Origin of the sequence: Sphingomonas sp. Leaf4 (assembly GCF_920939515.1) — a bacterium.
Classification (GTDB): domain Bacteria; phylum Pseudomonadota; class Alphaproteobacteria; order Sphingomonadales; family Sphingomonadaceae; genus Sphingomonas.
In genome coordinates, this window is sequence record NZ_CAKLBB010000002.1 from 434,283 (window position 1) to 449,276 (window position 14,994).

The 14,994-nt window shown below is 69.6% G+C and carries 13 protein-coding genes; 5 read left to right on the forward strand and 8 right to left on the reverse strand.

The window, feature by feature from the left end; genetic code table 11:
• Window positions 1–2 precede the first annotated feature (2 nt).
• A complete protein-coding gene (locus tag LRA89_RS04570) occupies window positions 3–1,412 on the reverse strand; it encodes an aminotransferase-like domain-containing protein (protein WP_230769176.1) in 1,410 nt (469 codons plus the stop codon).
• Between the two features lie 110 nt (window positions 1,413–1,522).
• On the opposite strand from LRA89_RS04570, the gene LRA89_RS04575 reads away from it, so the two are divergent.
• Window positions 1,523–2,365: a PhzF family phenazine biosynthesis protein gene (locus LRA89_RS04575; RefSeq protein ID WP_056494477.1), complete on the forward strand. Its 843-nt coding sequence runs from the start codon at window positions 1,523–1,525 to the stop codon at window positions 2,363–2,365.
• Entirely contained in the window at window positions 2,365–3,000 is a 636-nt protein-coding gene (locus tag LRA89_RS04580) for a DJ-1/PfpI family protein (protein ID WP_230769177.1), read from the forward strand. Before LRA89_RS04575 ends, LRA89_RS04580 begins: the two co-directional genes overlap by 1 nt.
• Here LRA89_RS04580 and LRA89_RS04585 read toward each other — a convergent pair.
• The 3 genes from LRA89_RS04585 to LRA89_RS04595 form a co-directional block, all read right to left on the reverse strand.
• The gene (locus tag LRA89_RS04585) at window positions 2,976–3,965 is read right to left on the reverse strand and encodes a FecR family protein (protein WP_230769178.1); all 990 of its coding nucleotides are present in this window, start codon (window positions 3,963–3,965) and stop codon (window positions 2,976–2,978) included. The genes LRA89_RS04580 and LRA89_RS04585 overlap by 25 nt on opposite strands.
• Window positions 3,962–4,453 (reverse strand): sigma-70 family RNA polymerase sigma factor, encoded by a 492-nt coding sequence (locus LRA89_RS04590; RefSeq protein ID WP_055755998.1) that lies wholly within the window; start codon window positions 4,451–4,453, stop codon window positions 3,962–3,964. Before LRA89_RS04590 ends, LRA89_RS04585 begins: the two co-directional genes overlap by 4 nt.
• A gap of 147 nt (window positions 4,454–4,600) precedes the next feature.
• Window positions 4,601–7,318 (reverse strand): TonB-dependent receptor, encoded by a 2,718-nt coding sequence (locus tag LRA89_RS04595; RefSeq protein WP_230769179.1) that lies wholly within the window; start codon window positions 7,316–7,318, stop codon window positions 4,601–4,603.
• Window positions 7,319–7,547: 229 nt separating this feature from the next.
• Here LRA89_RS04595 and LRA89_RS04600 point away from each other — a divergent pair, with 229 nt between their 5' ends.
• Entirely contained in the window at window positions 7,548–8,234 is a 687-nt protein-coding gene (locus tag LRA89_RS04600) for an acid phosphatase (RefSeq protein ID WP_056494490.1), read from the forward strand.
• Here the strand turns inward: LRA89_RS04600 and LRA89_RS04605 are convergent.
• On the reverse strand, window positions 8,218–10,974 hold the full coding sequence (locus tag LRA89_RS04605) for a TonB-dependent receptor (protein WP_230769180.1): 2,757 nt from the start codon (window positions 10,972–10,974) through the stop codon (window positions 8,218–8,220). The two genes, LRA89_RS04600 and LRA89_RS04605, sit on opposite strands and share 17 nt — an antisense overlap.
• Before the next feature lie 85 nt (window positions 10,975–11,059).
• On the opposite strand from LRA89_RS04605, the gene LRA89_RS04610 reads away from it, so the two are divergent.
• Together LRA89_RS04610 and LRA89_RS04615 are read left to right on the forward strand one after the other, a co-directional pair.
• On the forward strand, window positions 11,060–12,151 hold the full coding sequence (locus tag LRA89_RS04610) for an SPL family radical SAM protein (RefSeq protein ID WP_230769181.1): 1,092 nt from the start codon (window positions 11,060–11,062) through the stop codon (window positions 12,149–12,151).
• Entirely contained in the window at window positions 12,148–12,645 is a 498-nt protein-coding gene (locus LRA89_RS04615) for a metallophosphoesterase (protein ID WP_230769182.1), read from the forward strand. The genes LRA89_RS04610 and LRA89_RS04615 overlap by 4 nt, the downstream gene beginning before the upstream one ends.
• 12 nt (window positions 12,646–12,657) lie before the next feature.
• On the opposite strand, the gene LRA89_RS04620 is transcribed toward LRA89_RS04615, so the two are convergent.
• From LRA89_RS04620 to LRA89_RS04630, 3 genes are read right to left on the reverse strand one after another with little or no spacing between them, the layout of a single operon-like run.
• Window positions 12,658–13,602 (reverse strand): FAD:protein FMN transferase, encoded by a 945-nt coding sequence (locus LRA89_RS04620; RefSeq protein ID WP_230769231.1) that lies wholly within the window; start codon window positions 13,600–13,602, stop codon window positions 12,658–12,660.
• A gap of 29 nt (window positions 13,603–13,631) precedes the next feature.
• Window positions 13,632–14,477 carry a DUF4198 domain-containing protein gene (locus LRA89_RS04625; protein ID WP_230769183.1) on the reverse strand — a complete coding sequence of 282 codons (846 nt, stop codon included), beginning with the start codon at window positions 14,475–14,477 and terminating at the stop codon, window positions 13,632–13,634.
• A gap of 22 nt (window positions 14,478–14,499) precedes the next feature.
• The gene (locus tag LRA89_RS04630; RefSeq protein WP_230769184.1) at window positions 14,500–14,988 is read right to left on the reverse strand and encodes a DUF2271 domain-containing protein; all 489 of its coding nucleotides are present in this window, start codon (window positions 14,986–14,988) and stop codon (window positions 14,500–14,502) included.
• Window positions 14,989–14,994 lie beyond the last annotated feature (6 nt).

A 14,994-nucleotide genomic window follows, 5' to 3' on the forward strand; every position in this document is an offset into this window, starting at 1 on the left:
GTCTACAGACCGGGAGCATGGCTGCTCCCGGTCTGGCGCAGGACGGCGGACAGGCGATCGTCGTCGCTGCGCGCAACGTTGAAGCGCATGTGGTCGCGCCATCCCCCGCCGGTGCTGAACACCGGCCCCGGGGCCAGCACGATCCCCTGCGCCACCGCACGCCGCGCGAGATCGACGGCGTCGACCCCGTCCGGCAACCGTGCCCACAGGAAGATGCCGGCGGCCGGTTCGATCCATGGCTCGACGCCGACCGCGCGCAACCGCGTGACCACTCGTGCGGTCGCTTGGGCGAGGCGGGTACGCACCCCCTCGACATGGCGGCGATAGCTGCCATCGGTCAGCACCGCATGCAGCAGGTCGGCGGTGAGCGGGCTGCCGGCCACCGAGGTGGCGATGCGCAGATCGGCCAGCCCCTCGATCCAGTCGGGTCGCGCCGCGATATGGCCGCAGCGCACCGCCGCCGACAGCGATTTTGAAAAACTGCCGATACGGATCGTCCGGTCGAGCCCATCGAACGCCGCGAGGCGCGGTGCCGGGGCATGTTCGAAATCGGCGAAGATGTCGTCCTCGACGATGACCATGTCGTGGGTTTCGGCGATCCTGAGCAGCCGGTGCGCGGTCGGCGCGCCGAGCGTCGCCCCGGTCGGGTTATGCACGCCCGAGTTGGTCAGGTAGAAACGCGGTCGATGCGTCGCGGCGGCGGCGGCGAAAGCGGTGACGTCCGGCCCGGTCGGGGTCATCGGCACGCCGATCACCGTGGCACGGTGCGCGCGCAGCAGCGCGAGGAAGTTGAAATAGCACGGATCGTCGACGATCACCGTATCGCCGGGCTGGAGCAGGAAGCGGCAGACGAGATCGAGCGCGTGGGTGCCGCTGTCGGTCAGCAGTATCCGGTCGGGCCCGGCCTCGATCCCCTGATCGGCCATGCGCCGGGCCAGCAGCGCGCGCAGCGGGAGCGAGCCGAGCGGCGAGGCATAGCCCGCCAGCGCGCCGTCGCCCCCACCACGCGCGGCACCGCGCATCGCCTTGCGCAGCGCGTCGCCCGCCAGCCAGTCGTCGGGCAGCCAGCCACAGCCGGGCATCGGGTCGTGCCGCTGCTCGCCCAGCGACTGGCGCAGCATCCACAGCGGATCGACCTCGCGTTCCGATACGGGGGCGATCCGGCCGAGCGCGAGCGGGGCCAGTGGTGCTGCGACATAGAAGCCCGATCCCGGCCGCGACCGGATCATGCCTTCGGCCGCCAGCCGGTCATAGGCGTCGACCACCGTCGAGCGCGCGACCCCGCTCGCCTCCGCCATCGCCCGGATCGACGGGAGCCGTGCGCCGGGGGTGAGCGTGCGCGCCTCGATCCGATCGCGGATCGTGCGGACCACTCGGCTGGTGTGGGTTTCGTCGGGGGAAATAGTCGCCATTGTGCTGCCGGTGTCGCCAATACAGTTCGACGCGATCGTACCGATGCGTGTCTGTCGACGCCAGTCGGCGCGCGATAGGACGAGCCCGCATCCGCAGGAGATCCACGACCATGACCCGCCCGTTCCATCTCGTCGACGTGTTCGGCACCGGCCCGCTGACCGGCAACCCGCTGGCGGTCATCGCCGATGCCGAAGGGCTGTCGGGCGAGGAGATGCAGGCGATCGCCGGCTGGCTGAACTTTTCGGAGACGACCTTCCTGTTGGCGCCGACCGATCCGGCGGCGGACTATCGCGTCCGCATTTTCACCATGGCGCACGAACTGCCCTTTGCGGGGCATCCCACGCTGGGCAGCGTGCATGCTTGGCTGGCGGCGGGCGGGCGGCGGAAGCAGGAGGGGACGATCGTGCAGCAATGTGGCGTCGGGCTGGTGACGATCCGGCAGGGGGGCGACAGTCTCGCCTTCGCTGCCCCGCCGCTGTTGCGCGGCGGCACTCCGACCGAAGCGGAGATCGCCGAGGTGGCGACGCTGCTGCGGATCGACCGCGCGGCGATCGTCGATGCGGCATGGGCGGACAATGGTCCGGGCTGGATCGCCGTCCTGCTCGAATCGGCCGACGCGGTGCTGGCGGTCGAACCGGCACGCCACCATCCCGAGCATATTGACATCGGTATCGTCGGCCCGCATGCGCCCGGCGCGGAAAGCGCGTTCGAGCTGCGCGCCTTCTTCACCGACGCGCATGGCGGGCTGATCGAGGACCCCGTGACCGGCAGCCTCAACGCCTCGGTCGGGCAGTGGCTGTTCGCCAGCGGCCGGGTGAGCGGCAGCTATATCGCCGCGCAGGGCACACGGCTGGGGCGGACCGGACGCATCCATGTGTCGCAGGACGCCAGCGGACAAGTGTGGGTCGCGGGCACCACGCGGACGCTGTTCACCGGGCGGATGCAGCGCTGATGCAGGTCGCGATCCTGACCTTCGACGGCTTCAACGAACTGGATTCGTTCGTGGCCGCCGCGATCCTCAATCGCCTGCGCCCGCACGGCTGGGCGGCGCACATCACTTCGCCGGACGAAAGCGTGACGTCGATGAACGGCGTCACCGTTCATCGCCAGCGCCCGATCACATTCGTGGAGGAAGCCGATGCGGTGCTGATCGGCAGTGGTATCCGCACCCGTGAGATCGCCGCCGATGCGGGCCTGCTTGCGCGGCTTAGGCTCGATCCGACGCGGCAGTTGATCGCGGCGCAATGTTCGGGGACGCTGCTGCTGGCCAAGCTCGGACTGATCGGCGACCTGCCGGCGTGTACCGATCTGACGACGAAGCCATGGGTGGTGGAGGCGGGCGTCACCGTCATCGACGCGCCGTTCGCCGCGCATGGCAATGTCGCGACGGCGGGCGGCTGCCTTGCCGCACCCTATCTCGCCGCATGGATGATCGCGCGCCTCGGCTCGACCGCCATGGCGCGCGAGGCACTGCACTATGTCGCGCCAGTCGGGGAGAAGGCCCGGTTCGCGGATCACGCCATGGCGGTCATCGGCGCAGCGCGGGCGGGCGATGACCTCGCCTATCGCACAGCGCACCGTGGGTAGCGGGCGGACGTCAGGCACAGCGCTCCGCTTCGCCGGTCGACCGACAGATCGAATAGCGACGCGATCAGCGCGACCGAGCGATCGGGCGCATCGAGCGGGAAGCGGCCGCTGACGCTGAGCCGTCCGAGCATCGGGTCGGCGAGCCGTATCGGCGTGGCGCTATAGCGTTGCAGCCGCGCGACGGCGGTGGCGAGCGGGATGGCGTCGCCATCGATCCATGCGCCGCGCCAGCTCATCCGGTCGGCATCGCCCAACCGATGGAGCAGGATGCCGCCGTCGCGAACGCTGGCATAGCGTCCCGCCTCGACCACCACCGGTTCGCTGCCGGGCACGTCGAGCCGGACGCGGCCGCGAAAGACCCGCAGCTCGCTGCCCCCCGGCAGTCGTTCGGCGCTGAAATTGGTGCCGAGCGCGGTCATCGTCGCATCGCCGGTATCCACGCGAAACGGTCGCGTGCCGTCGTGGCGGACGTCGAAGCGCGCCGCCCCCGTGGCGAGCGACAGGTCGCGCCCGCCGCTGCCGAAGGCGATGGTGATGCGGGATGCGGCATCGAGCGTCATCGCCGATCCATCGGGGAGCATCACCGCGCGCCGCTGAGCGATGGCGCTGGCATAGTCCCGCCGGTCAACGGGGCCGGGGGCGACCGCCCGCCAGCCGAGTGGCACCGCGACGATCACCAGCACTGCCGCCGCGGCGATGGCGAGCCTCCGCCGCAACCGGGTGCCGACCCCACGTCCCCGCCAGCGCGCCCGGCGGGGTGCCGCTGTCGGCGGCAGGGCGGGTTCGCTCGCCACCGCATCGAACAGGGCCGGATCGCCCAGCAGGCGACGGAACCGGTCGAACGCGACGGCATGATCGAGCGACTCCGCCAGCCACGCGCGCAGTTCGGCACGGCCCGGGGCGTCCAGCGTTTCACCGCGATCGGCCCAGTCGGCGGCGATCGCCAGCACCCCGTCAGCGATCATTGCCCGAGGTCCAGTGCGTCGGCGACAGCGGCAAGATCGATCATCGCGCGGACGAGGTGCTTCTTCACCGCTTCGATTCCTATGCCCAGCTCCTCGGCGATCTCGCCGCGCGACTTGCCCTCGATATGGCGTTTGACGAACACCGTGCGGCGCTGCGCGGGCAGGGTGGCGAGGACGGTTTCGAACCGGGCCAGCCGTTGCCGGTAATCCAGCGTGGCATCGGGCAGCGGCGCGGCGCAGACCAGGTCGGGATCGACGGGCTCGCCCGCCCGCCCGTCGCGCCGGGCACCGGCATAGACGACCGAATCCGCCACGCGGAACGCATAGGCGAGCGGTTGCTCGATCGTCTGTCGCCGGTCCTGTTCGATGACGCGCAGCATCGTTTCCTGCACTACCTCCTCCGCCTGATCGGGATCGCGCAGCCGTTTGCGGGCATAGGCGAGCAGCCGGGCATAGCCCGCCGTCAGCGCCGCCGCCGTGCCGCTCACGCGCGCGTCCCCTGCCCGTAGAGCGGGCGGCATCGGGATCGGGGACATCGTGGGGGCACAGGTGGCGGCACGCCGGTCCTTTATCGCGTGGCGGCACGCGGGCAACGACAATCGGGCGGGACCGCCGCAGCGGCCCCGCCCGGGTATTCAGAAGGTGACGCGCACCCCGCCGAGGACGGTCGCCCCGGAATGGGTCGACACGTACAGGCGCTTCGTCGAGTCCGAATATTGCCGTTCGCGCTGATCGGTCAGGTTGATGCCGTCGAGCGTCAACTGCATTCCCGGCACGATGGTATAGCGCGCCGAGAAATCGACATAGAAGGTGCTCTCATAGCCGGTGATGTCCTGATCCTTGCCCAACGTGCTGAACACCGGCGACGCACTGAAGACATAGGGGCTGCGATAATTGCCCGAGACGCGCGCGTTGAAGCGATCGTCCTGATAATAGAGCGTCGCATTGGCGTTGACCCGGCTCAATCCCTCCAGCGTCGTCCGCGTGCTGCCGGGGATGATCGTCGCATAGTCGAACTTGGAATCGATCAGCGTCAGGTTCAGCACCGTGCCCAGATGATCGAACGGCGCGGGCAGGAACGTGAAGTCGCTCTGCCCCGACAGCTCCAGACCGGTGATGTCGGTCTTGCCGATGTTCACCGGCCGGCTGAACGAGGCGACGTTGGTCGTGTCGGTCAATCCGGGCAGCAGGCTGGTCGGCAGGCCGGTGGTGGCAAAGGCGACGTTGTTGATCGTCCGGTTGGTGATGAAGCCGTCGAGCTTCTTGTGGAACAGCGCGGCGGCGACATAGCCGACCTTACCGAAATAGCGTTCGATCGACAGGTCGAGGTCGGCCGAGCGATAGGGCCGCAGGTTCGGATTGCCGATCGATACCGTCACTTCGCCATTGTCGCGCGCCACGCTGCCGTTCACCGCCAGCGATCCGAGGCCCGGCCGGTTGATGTTGCGTGCGGCGGCGGCCCGGACGATCAGCCCGCGTGCCGGTTCAACGACGAGGTTCATCGCCGGCAACACGCCGTCATAGTCGCCGCGCACCGTCACTTGTCCGACATTGGCGACACCCGACGAGATCACGTCGGTACGGTAATAGCGGAACCCAGCATTGCCGCGGAACGGCAGCGCGCCGAGCATCTGGTCCCAGTCATATTGCACGAAGCCCGCGCCGGTGCGTTCCTCGACAGTGAAGACGTTCTGGCGCGTGCCGAGATAATCGGCGCGGTTGACGCCCAGCGTCTGCAATGCCTTGGCATAATCGACGACGGTCCAGTCCTGTCCGGGATAGTCGCGATAGGTGCGGGCATAGGCGGCGATGTTCGAACTGACCGCGCCCGACCGGAATTGCGGCAGCAGCACGTTGTCGACGCCCTGACCATAGCCGCTGTTGCCGAACCGGCGCCATTCGCCGCCGACGCTGATCGTGCCGCCGGGCATCACGTCCCAGCCAAGCGAACCCTTGGCATTGTCGAACGCCGAATCCTGATAGCTGGCGCCGATGTTGATGTTGCGCGCGTGCCAGCGCGTGGCATCGGCGGTGTCGTACTTATAGGTGTTGACCAGCGAATAGGTGCCGCCGCGATAGTCGGACACCACGTCGCCATAGGTTTCGAGGTAGAATTTGTCGCTGAGGGGGATCGAGAAGCGCGACCGCTCGACACCGCCCAGCGCGGTCAGCCGGACGCCCGGTGCCACTTCGGCGTCGCCGCTCAGCACCAGTTGCCTGAACACGTTCTTCGTGTCCTGCCGCCGCGTCTCGGTCGCGGTGTTCGCGCCGCTGACGTCGAGGTACACGACCTCGCGCTGGTCGTTATACTCGAGCGCGTTGATGGTGGCGTTGGGATAGGTGACGCCGGCAAAGGTGCCGCCGCCGCCCAGCCACGTCGAACCGCCACCACCGCGCGAGGCCAGATGGGTTTCGAACCGGTCGCCGCTGAACCGGCCGTACAGACCGTCGAGCGTCACCGTAGCGTTCGGCATCGGCTTCCACTGGATCGATCCGGTCAGGCCGATCCGCTCCTGCGTGCTGTCCCATACCGACAGGCGATTGCCCCGCGCGAACCGCAGCGTGCCCGATTGCACTGCCGCCTGATCCTCGGCCGACAATTTGGCGATGTTGCTGCCGGCGGCATTGTTCAGCCGCCAGCGATAGGTGTCGAACCCTTCCTCGCGCGTCTGGCGGCGGCTGTACGCCCCCGACAGCAGGATGCCGACATCGCCCCAGTTCTGCGACACCAGCGCGGTGAAGCGCGGCTGCACGTCGCGGGTCAGGCTGTTGGTGCCGATCTGTCCGCCGACGGCCGCGCGAAAGCCCTTGTTGTCGAACGGTCGCGCGCTGAACAGCCCGACGGTTCCGGCGAGCCCGCCCTCGGTCTGGTCGGCGGCATAGGATTTGCGGACGTCGACCCGGCTGAACAGTTCGGCGGCGAACAGGTTGAAATCGAACGCGCGGTCGCGGGTCGTCTGTCCCCGGCTGTCCTGCGGCGAATCGACGTTGCCCAGCACTTCCATGCCGTTCAGTTGCACCCGCGCGAAATCGGGGCCGAGGCCGCGCAGGCTGATCCGGCGTCCCTCGCCCGCCTCGCGGTTGATCGCGACGCCGGGCAGGCGTTGCAGCGCTTCGGCAAGGTTCAGATCGGGGAAGGCGGCGATGTCGGTCGCGGCGATCGAATCCTGAATGCCGGTCGCGCGACGCTTCATATCGCGCGCCTGCGCCAGCCCGGTGCGATAGCCGCTGACGACGATCTCGTCGGCGGCACCCGTGTCGGTCGTATCGCCCGGCGCGACCTGCGCCAGCGCCGGTTGCGCGCACAGGATCAGCGCGGTGGATGCCATCCACCGCCAGCTATTGTTCTGCATGAAAATTCCCCAATCAAACCCCGGTATCGTCCGGCATCGAACGATTGACCGGGAAGAACATCGGCCGGTTCGGGTGGGGACAAAGAAATTTGTAAAAGTTTTGTGACAGTTATTGCAGTTTTGTTACCGGATATAAGCCACCGCTACCAAGAACGTAATCTAACAGGAATGTCCCCGATCGACAGGAACGATACTCTACCGTTCATACAGACAGCAGCAGGTTGGATCGATGTTCGTTTATCTACTCGCCATCGCGGCGGTTCAGCCCGGCTACCTCACGCCGGCGCAACGCCCGGACCTGACCGCGATCCTGCCCGGGCCGCCCCTGGCCGGCAGCGCGCGGGCCGATGCCGATGCGCGAATCTTCGCGACCGAACGCGGTGTGCCTGACGATCCGCGCTGGCGGCTGGCGGCGGCCGACGTGTCGTCGGACCTGCCCGAGCGTTTTGCCGACGCGATCGGATTTCGGCTCGATCTGACGCGGCTGCCCGCGACGCGGCGGCTGCTCGACCGGTTCGGCAGCGACCGGTCGGCGGCGATCGGCCAGGCCAAGGCATATTGGCAGTCGCGTCGGCCGTTCGTGGCAAGCGCCGCGCCGATCTGCGAACCACGGACGGCGGCGCTGGCGGCGAACGGCGACTATCCCTCCGGCCATACCGCGCACGGCTGGGCCTTCGCGCTGGTAATGGCGGAGCTGTTGCCCGACCGCGCGCAGCCGATCCTCGCCCGCGGGCGCAGCTATGGCGCGAGCCGCTGGATCTGCGGATCGCATTCGTGGAGCGCGGTCGAAGGCGGATACCTCGCCGCCGCCGCGATCGTCGCCCGCGACCATGGCGAGGCGGCGTTTCGCGCCGACCTGCGCCGCGCCGCGCGCGAACTCGCCCGCTACCGCCGGCGGCTCAGAACCGCCAGTTGATCGCCGCCTCGACGATGCGGCCCTGCTGGGCACGGCCGACGAAAATTTCACCGGCGGGGGCGCGGACCTCACCGCCGATCGCATCGCCCTGCATCACCGCGATCGCATCGAACAGGTTGGTCGCGCGCAGTCGCAGCGTCAGTTCGTTCCGCAACCGCCAGCGCGCGCCGATGTCGATCAGCGCGAACGGCGGCAGCGGCAAGGTGTTGGCATCGTCGGCATAGCGCCGCCCCATCGCCGTCGCATCGAGATCGAGGGTGATCGGCACGCCCGGCACGTCGCCGACCAGTCCGATGCGGGCCATCGCATAGGGCACCCGACGCGGGGTCCGCCCGCTCAGATCGGTACGGACGACCGTGCCGTCGATCTGTTCGTCGACGCGATAGTCGATCAGTCGTGGGTCCTGCAGCGTCGCCGCCAAATCTATCCCGATCGACGGTGCCACCCGCCAGTGCGCATCGATCTCCACGCCGATCGTCCGCGCCCGTGCCCCGGTCCGGTCGGGGACGATCGCGCCGCTGTGCGGATGGACGACCAGCGTGTCGATCGCGATCCGGGCGAAGCGGCTGGCGAACAGCGTCGCATCGACCGACACCCCCGTGGTCCGCCACAACAGGCCCAGTTCCTGCTGGTCGACCTGCGTCGTGCGGCGGGGGTCGGCATCGGCGCTGCGGAACACGCCGGGGTCGGGCATCCGCGTCGCCTGCGTCGCCCGCGCGAACAGGCCGATCGCAGGGGTCACGCGCCAGTGCAGCGCCGCCGTCGCGCTCCCCCCGGCGACCCGCGCACGGGCCGGCCGGGTCTGCCCCGATGGTACGACCAGCGCATCGTCGGCGATCGTCGCGGGATCGCCCCCATCGATCCGGACGGGCTGCGCGATCGTGGCGTTCATCGTCAGCCATTCATGACGCAGCCCGGTGTCGAGGCGCAGGTGCGGCGTCAGGTTCCATTCGTCGGCGGCGAACAGCGCGGCCGTCCGCTGCCGCGCGTCGATCGCCTCATAGGTGCTGCCGCGGCTGAGCAGGCCATGGTCGGTCAGACTGCCGATCATCCGCCCGTCGCCGTCGATCGCCACCAGATCGAGCAGCCGCCCCTGGCCCCGCGCCTCGACCAATGCCCGCGCCACCGCCCGCGCAAACCGCCAGCGATAGGCGACGCCGTAGCCGCCGAACGTCAGGTCATGCCGCCCGGCGAGATCGACGGTGCGGGTGGCGGTCATCTCGCCGATCGTTTCGCGCAGGCGAACATCGGCGGCGACGGGGTTGATCGTCTCAACCAGATCATTGCCGGGCAGCGCCGCGAACGGACTGGCGTCGACCGTCCGGCGCAGCGCGACGCCGGCCAGCGCCGGAAAGGTGGCCGAAAGCCGTGGCAGGGCGGCATCGAGCACGGCCCGCGCGCTTTGCGGCACGCCCGAGGTCGACAGCGCATAGCGGTTGGTCCGCGACAGGCGCTGTCGCCCGCGCCACGTGACGCGCCAGTCGCCGACCGGCAGCACCATCGTCGCCGTCGCCGCGACCAGCCGATTGCGATTGTTGCGCGCGACCGGACGCACTCCCGGCGCCGCGAAATCGACCCGCGCCAGATCGGGGCCGAACCACGAATCGCGCCGTGGATCGAACCCCGGCAACGGCGTCACCTTCGTCCCGATGCGGCGCAGCGGGAGCGAGGAGACGTTCAGCGTGTCGTCGTTGAGCAGCCGTACCGCCAGCGTCAGCCGGCCGTCGCTGCCGATCGGGCGGTCGGCGCGAAGCCGCGCCTGCCATCCGCCCAGCGTCGTCGCGATCCGCCGGACCCCCGGATCGCGCGACACGCCGCCGCCCGCGATCACCGACCAACGGCCGATCCCGGCGTTGCGATAGCCCTCCAGCCGCAACAGCCCGCGATCGTTGACCGTCACCCGTGCCGCGCCGCCGCCACCGGCCGTTGGCGCACGGGTACGAAGGTTCAGGATGCCCCCCGGCGCGTTGCTCGCGAAGATGGCCGACGGCCCGCCGCGCACATAATCGGCGCTGTCGATCATCAGGTCGGGGCGGACGAACTGGTCGATGTCGCTCCACGGCAGCGTGTCGTGCTGCACCGGCAATCCGTCCTCCTGCACCGCCAGCGCCTGATACCCGTCGAGTGGCAGGCCGCGCACCCGGACGGTATTGGCGGCGGTGCCGGCCGATGGATCGACCCACAGCCCGGGCACCGTCGCCAGCACCTCGGCCAGACTGTCGGGTTGCCGCCGGGCAAACGAATCGGCATCGATATGCGTCGCGGAATAGCTGCGATCCTGTGCAGGCCGTGCGGTGACGCCCCGCCGCCCGGTGACGACGATGTCGGCCACGACCGGAACATCGCCGGGACCGGATGGAGCGGCCACCAATCGCAACCGCTGTGGCGGTGGCACGGCGGCGGCGCGGACGACGATACCATGCGCCTCGCGCCGGCAATCGAGCCGCGCCGCGCCGCACCACCGCGCCAGCGCCCGCGACAACGCCATCCGCCCTTTCAACGGCGGGCCGGTGCGCCCCGCCAGATCCTGCGGCCGCGCGACCAGCGGCTGGTCGGCGCTGCGCGCGATCGCCCGTAACCCCGGTCCCGCCGGCCCGCGCGGCAGGTCGACGACGATGACCGGATCGTCGGGCGCGGCGATCCCCACCAGCAGCGCGATCAGCGGCACCATCGTCCCCGCCCGTCCATTCCCGATCGTCCGTCGCCCTGCATCGCGCGGCGGCGCATAGCGCCGGATCATTACGCCGGTATGGCGTCGGGCCAGATTTCAATCGAAGCCGAACCGGGCGGCCGGACCATCCCGGAGCGCCGATCGTTCACCGTCGATGCCCATCGTCACCGAACCCGCAAGTGATTCCCGCGCCGGATGGCGGCCACGCCGCCTCCTCCTCACCCGCGCGGCACGGGCGTTCGCCCATGGTCGCGCCATTGCCGAACGGGCGGCGGCGATCGGCGGGATCGAGATCGTCGAATTGCCGGGCGACCGCCTCTCGCTCGACCTGCCCGACGATCCCCGCCGCGCCTATGCCGCCGCCAAATCGACGCTCGCGGTCGTCGTCGCGCCGCCGTCGAAACGCCGGCTGCAACCGATCGCGCCGAGTGCCGACTGGCGGGTCGACCTTGCCGAAGGATGCCCGGCGCATTGCGGCTATTGCTATCTCGCCGGATCGTTGAAGGGGCCGCCGATCACCCGCGTCTATGCCAATCTCGACGAGATACTGGCCGTCCTGCCGGATCATTTCGGGCAGGGGATGATCACCTCGCGCGATCGGCATCGCGCGCACGAGGGCACCACGTTCGAGGCGTCCTGTTATACCGATCCGCTGGCGCTGGAGCCGATCACCGGTTCGCTGTCGGCGACGATCGCGTGGTTCGGCCGGTGGCAGGCGCCGGTGCAACTGCGCTTCACCACCAAGTTCGCCGATGTCGCCCCGCTGCTGGCTATCGACCACGGCGGCCGTACCCGGATGCGGGCGTCGATCAACCCGCACGCCTTCGCCCGGTTCGAGGGCGGCACGTCGCCGGTCGCGGCGCGGCTTGCCGGGCTGCGGCGGATGGCGCTGGCGGGATACCCGATCGGGCTCACGATCGCGCCGATCCTCGCCATGCCGGGCTGGCGCGAGGCCTATGGCGCGCTGATCGACGATGCCGCCGCCGCGCTTGGCGGAATCGCCGATCTCGACCTGACCGTCGAGCTCATCACCCATCGCTTCAACGCCGGATCGAAGGCGGTGCTGGAACGCTGGTATCCCGGTTCGGCGCTCGACATGTCGATGACCGGTCGCACCACCAAGACCACGAAGTTCGGCACCGAGAAACAGGTGTATGATCCGGCGACGATGCGGTCGCTGCGCGGCTTCTTCGAGGAACGGATCGCGGCCGCGCTGCCGGCGGCGCGCGTCCTGTACTGGACATGACGGTCTTCTTCACCGCCGACACCCATTTCGGCGATCACCGGACGATCAATATCCAGCGCCGCCCGTTCGACAGCGTCGCCGCGATGGATGCGTGCCTGATCGAACGGTGGAACGCCGTCGTCGCGCCCGACCATAGCGTGTGGCATCTGGGCGATGTCGCCCGCCGTCCGGCCGATCTCCCCGGACTGCTCGCCCGGCTGCACGGCACCAAACACCTGCTCCGCGGCAACAACGATCCCGATGCGACCGCCGCCGCTACCGGCTGGGCCAGCGTCGGCGACTATACCGAGATCGCGGTCGACGGCCACGCGCTGGTCCTGTGCCATTATCCGTTCCGAAGCTGGCACGGGCAGCACAAGCGCGCGATCAATCTTCACGGGCACAGCCATGGCCGGCTAAAGCCGTTGCCGCGCCAGTTCGACGTCGGCGTCGACGTTCATGGTTTTGCCCCGGTCACGCTGGCGACGTTGCTCGCGACCCGCCCGGCGCGATGACGCGACGATCCGCTACGCCAGCATCGCCGCGAATGCGGGGGTAAGGATTTCGCGCAGATCGTTCCCGTCGCGCACCACGATCCGGGCGGCAATGCGCATCGCCGCGATCAGCCGGTCACCGGGCCATGCGATGGTGATCGCAGTCGCCAGCGCATCGGCGAGCGCGGCGGTGGCGGCGATGACGCTCACCGCCGCCACGCCGTTGGCGGCGGGATGACCGCTGCGCGGATCGATCGAGTGTCGTCCGCGCCGATAGTCCCCCGAGGTCGCTACCGCGCACTGGTGCAGCGCGACGCGGATCGGGGGCAGGGCAATGCCGGGCGGGTCTTCGAGGTCGACCCACCATGGGTCGCCATCGGGGCGCAGGCCACGCCCGACCAGTTCGCCGCCGATCTCGACGAGACAATGGAAGATGCCATGGTCGGCGAGACAATCGGCGACGGCATCGACCGCATGCCCCTTGGCGACACCCGAGAGGTCGAGCGCCAGCCCGCCCGGTTGCCGCAGGCGTCGCCCGGCGGCGTCCCATCGCAACCGCGCCCATCCCGAACCGGCGCGTGCTGCCGCGATGGCCGCTTCGCCTGGCGAGGGTTGCGGCCCCGGCGGACCGAACCCCCACAGGTCGACGAGATGCCCGATCGCCGGATCGAACGCGCCGCCGCTGGCATGGGCGATCCGCAGCGACAGGTCGATCACCGCCGCTAAATCGTCCGGTAGTTCGACGATCGCGCCAGCAGGCGACGCATTGAAGCGACACAGCGTCGACGTGCCGTCCCAATGGCTCATCTGTCCGACGAGCTCATCGAGACGGGTGTCGATCGCGCGCCGTATCGCTGCCGGATCGACTTCCGTCGGCAGGGCGCAGCGTACGCTCCAACCGGTGCCCATCGTCCGTCCGGTCAGCGTCACCACCGACGCGGACGGATTATGCGTTACCAGCATCGCCGCGTCGGGCATCACCGGCAGCGCGATGCGCGGGAGCGGGGTCAGGGCGTCATCACCTCCAGCGTGGTGACATAGCCCATCCGCCGTGCCGTGGCGCGCGGCGCGGTGGGCTTCGCATCGTCATGGGTGGCGTTCAGCCAGTACATGCCCGCTTGCGGCCAATCGAGCGCCAGCACCCCGTCCGCCCCGGTGGTGAGTTCGCGCGCACCCTCGGCATTGCGATAGCGTTTGCCACCGGGCACCACCGTGACCTTCAGCCCCGGCGCGGGCTTGCCGTCGATCAGGAAGCGGAACCGCGCGGTTTCGCCCGCGACCAGTTCGTCGGGATGGGTGAGGTAATCGATCTCCAGCCCCTTGCCGACGGGCTTCAGCACGGCACGGGTCGGCTCGCCGGCGGTCACGAAAATCTCGTTGCGGTTGCTCGTTTCGGTCAGCGTCACGTCGGTCGCGTCGGCGGGAATGTCGGCGACGGTCAGCGGCGGGCGGCGCACGCCGTCCGGCCCCGGCGGGCCACCGCGTCCACCGACGCGCTTCTCCTCGCCGTTCACCTTGAAGCTGCCCATCAGCCCCGACATCTCGGTCCCGATCTTCCACGTACCCGGCTTGTCGAGCTTCACGTCGAACACCGAACGATAACGGCCGGTCGCGCCGTTCTGTACCTGTCCGGCGGTGCCGTCGGGTTGCCAGACCTTGACCCCGTCGAGGCGGCCGGGCTGGTGATCGGCATAGAACAGGTCGTTCGACGCGGCGAAATCGACCGTGACCCAGCTATCGGTGCCCGAAAACACCGTGCCCGACGGCAGCAGCCACAGGCGGTGCGCGGACACGCCGGCGGGGATCGATAGGAGAACGGCGGCGGCGAGCAGGCGCCGGGCGAAACGGGGCATCAGCGGTTCCTTGGTCAAGAGGTCAGCGGGCGGCGATGGTGACGGCGCCCAATTCGTGCGATCCGCTGGCGCGGGCCGCCTTGGCGGGCACCGTCAGCGGCACCTGCACCAGTTCGCGGCCGCCGGTTTCGCGCGCCGCCTCGACGTTCAGCACATAGGGGCCGGGGCGCAGGTCGGCCGGCAGCGAGATGCTGTGGGTGCCCGGTGCGCGGGTCGCGCCGCTGATCCCGTCGGCGGGCAGGCGCAGGCTGCGTCCGCCCTTGCGCCACCACGCCCGCAGATCGGCCAGCCATTTGGTCCCCGGCTCCGCCCCCGTCTTGCGGACATCATACCATAGCGCCAGCGTGCGCGGCGCGCCGCCGCTGGCGGGTTCGATCCAGACCGCGACATAGGGGCGGTGATATTCGGCGACCGACAGGCGCGGGATGGTGACGCTGACCGTTCCGGTCGGCGGCGCGGGCGCGGCGGCGACGGTGGCACCGCCCAGCACCGCGAGGGAAAGGATACGCATCGGGCA

Excerpts from the sequence above, each read along its gene's own strand:
- LRA89_RS04630 (WP_230769184.1), bottom strand. The coding sequence starts at position 14,988 with ATGCGTATCCTTTCCCTCGCGGTGCTGGGCGGTGCCACCGTCGCCGCC.
- LRA89_RS04570 (WP_230769176.1), bottom strand. The coding sequence starts at position 1,412 with ATGGCGACTATTTCCCCCGACGAAACCCACACCAGCCGAGTGGTCCGC.
- LRA89_RS04585 (WP_230769178.1), bottom strand. The coding sequence starts at position 3,965 with ATGATCGCTGACGGGGTGCTGGCGATCGCCGCCGACTGGGCCGATCGC.
- LRA89_RS04615 (WP_230769182.1), top strand. The coding sequence starts at position 12,148 with ATGACGGTCTTCTTCACCGCCGACACCCATTTCGGCGATCACCGGACG.
- LRA89_RS04610 (WP_230769181.1), top strand. The coding sequence starts at position 11,060 with ATGCCCATCGTCACCGAACCCGCAAGTGATTCCCGCGCCGGATGGCGG.
- LRA89_RS04575 (WP_056494477.1), top strand. The coding sequence starts at position 1,523 with ATGACCCGCCCGTTCCATCTCGTCGACGTGTTCGGCACCGGCCCGCTG.
- LRA89_RS04625 (WP_230769183.1), bottom strand. The coding sequence starts at position 14,477 with ATGCCCCGTTTCGCCCGGCGCCTGCTCGCCGCCGCCGTTCTCCTATCG.
- LRA89_RS04600 (WP_056494490.1), top strand. The coding sequence starts at position 7,548 with ATGTTCGTTTATCTACTCGCCATCGCGGCGGTTCAGCCCGGCTACCTC.
- LRA89_RS04580 (WP_230769177.1), top strand. The coding sequence starts at position 2,365 with ATGCAGGTCGCGATCCTGACCTTCGACGGCTTCAACGAACTGGATTCG.
- LRA89_RS04595 (WP_230769179.1), bottom strand. The coding sequence starts at position 7,318 with ATGCAGAACAATAGCTGGCGGTGGATGGCATCCACCGCGCTGATCCTG.
- LRA89_RS04605 (WP_230769180.1), bottom strand. The coding sequence starts at position 10,974 with ATGATCCGGCGCTATGCGCCGCCGCGCGATGCAGGGCGACGGACGATC.
- LRA89_RS04620 (WP_230769231.1), bottom strand. The coding sequence starts at position 13,602 with ATGCCCGACGCGGCGATGCTGGTAACGCATAATCCGTCCGCGTCGGTG.